Annotated in this window: 4 protein-coding genes; all 4 read right to left on the reverse strand. The window is 36.0% G+C overall.

Annotation, left to right across the window (positions count from 1 at the left end; translation table 11 throughout):
- Positions 1-199: 199 nt before the first annotated feature.
- Entirely contained in the window at positions 200-682 is a 483-nt protein-coding gene (locus ACFPXP_RS08160; protein ID WP_379893741.1) for a DsrE/DsrF/DrsH-like family protein, read from the reverse strand.
- A gap of 72 nt (positions 683-754) precedes the next feature.
- On the reverse strand, positions 755-1,153 hold the full coding sequence (locus ACFPXP_RS08165; RefSeq protein WP_379893742.1) for a rhodanese-like domain-containing protein: 399 nt from the start codon (positions 1,151-1,153) through the stop codon (positions 755-757).
- Positions 1,154-1,262: 109 nt separating this feature from the next.
- Entirely contained in the window at positions 1,263-1,646 is a 384-nt protein-coding gene (locus tag ACFPXP_RS08170) for a peroxiredoxin family protein (protein ID WP_379893743.1), read from the reverse strand.
- A gap of 13 nt (positions 1,647-1,659) precedes the next feature.
- On the reverse strand, positions 1,660-1,935 hold the full coding sequence (locus ACFPXP_RS08175; protein WP_379893744.1) for a DsrE/DsrF/DrsH-like family protein: 276 nt from the start codon (positions 1,933-1,935) through the stop codon (positions 1,660-1,662).
- Positions 1,936-2,100 lie beyond the last annotated feature (165 nt).

Genomic DNA, 2,100 nt, shown 5'->3' on the forward strand with positions numbered 1-2,100 from the left:
GGAGTTCACCTCATCTCAATTGGTTGGTTTAGTCGCTTAACCTATTCGAGATTTGGGGAGGTACTCCTTTTTCTATGTCTAAAAAAGTCAGTCATATCAAGGCATGAGATTTATGAAATTGATTCAAATAACGTAAATTAAAACAACATTTCAATATTTTCATACTGGTATGGGTATTACTTAATAGTAAAAATACTTTTTAAATAAACAAATTCACTTTTGCATCAGTGGCGTCACCCAAATATGCAGCCACCCCTGCATACTCAATTCCATCGATCAGTTCTTCCTTTTGCAGACCAAGCAGATCCATTGTCATGGTGCAAGCTACTAATTTTACACCTTGCTCTTTTGCCATTTCAATCAGTTCAGGCAAGCTTAAAGCATTGTGCTTCTTCATTACATGCTTGATCATTTTCGGTCCCATTCCGGCAAAATTCATCTTCGAAAGCCCAAGTTTATTTGCGCCGCGAGGCATCATCTTCGCAAACATTTTTTCTAAGAAACCTTTCTTAACAGGTACTTGTTCATCTTTGCGCAGAGCATTTAGCCCCCAAAATGTAAAGAAAATGGTGACCTCGTGGTCGTATGCTGCCGCACCGTTTGCAATAATAAATGCAGCGATCGCTTTATCCAACTCACCGCTAAAAAGTACAATTGTTGTTTTTTCTTTATTTTGTGTCATGAATTTTCGTCCCTTCATTCATTTGATTTATACTTATACTTGTATACGTATCTGTTATGGCAAAAAAATTATTTAAAAACAAAGTTCATGCTGTCTGCCCTCTTCACAATTCCGCTTTTCATTTTCAATCCATAAAGAGCCAGCAAAATTATAAAATCCAGATTTCATAAGGGTTCGTGCTGCTTTTTTGATGTGATATTCAGAAGAAGATACGATAATGATAACATCATTAATATCAAACTCTTTTTTACTGACGTAAGGAAGCCTCCCGACATAAATGTTGATTGCTCCTGGTACATGACTTTTTTCAAAGTCCATTGGATCACGGATATCGAGTATCTTTACATTTTGATTCTTCTTTATTTCGCAAAGGATTTCTGCATCTATAAATTTAAGACCTTCGACCGGTTTAATTCTTTTATAAAAAATGATTAACATTACACTTAAAATGGTGAAAACTAGCCAGCTCAACTTTCATCCTCCTTTCGTCCAAATACCCATTGGGGTATACACATATAATATACCCTATAAGGTATAAAATCAATAAGAAAAACTTTGGCGCATTTGGGAAATTGATGTTTCAGAAATGCACAAATAAGTCGGCTGTTGCGGCTTCGTTTAAGAGCCATTTTAATGGTACTTTTTCATAAGGAATGTCTAATAACGTCTGTATTTCTGTTAAGTCAATATCAGGAACAACAAACCGAACACCTAATTCAGTTGCTATAGCTAATAGTTCCGGAATCGATGGTACTGGAAATTCCGCTAAAGCATTTGCAAGATATTCTTTTCCTTTTGACGGAGTTGGAATATAGCTTGGATCCAACATATTGATCCCTTTTCTTGAAAAAGCTAATACGACATCAGCACCCGATGAAGCGGCTCCAATTGAAATATTTAAAGGAGGATAAGCAGATTCCAATTCATCATGAAGAGCGAACACAATGACTTTTTTGGTTTCCATGCGTTTTCACCTCTCAATAACTTAAAATAGCATCTGCTTCGTAGGCTAGGTCAAGAAATGTAGCTACCCCTGCAAGCTCCACATTATCGATACAATCCAAGCCCTGTTTAAACATCACATTCATCTGACAACCATACAATTTTACTCCTGAATCTATTGCAGATTGCAGTAAAAATTCAAGATCATCGGATTCTTTTTCTTTTAATTCAAGCAGATAACGTTTATCCAATACTCTGGATCCATCTAAATCAAAGAAAATTAATACTTCATTTGATAAAGACTCATTAATCGCCTGTCTTAAAACAACAGAAGCATTACTGCTTAATGTGAATCAATTTCATAACTCAAAAGCCTTGGTACGGCTGAATTTTTAAGACATGGAAAAAGGAGTACCTCCCCAAATCTCGAATAGGTAAAGTGACCAAACGATACCAAATGAGATGAGGTGAACTCC

The sequence above is a fragment of the Marinicrinis lubricantis genome, from assembly GCF_042658665.1.
GTDB classification, from domain to species: domain Bacteria; phylum Bacillota; class Bacilli; order Paenibacillales; family KCTC-33676; genus Marinicrinis; species Marinicrinis lubricantis.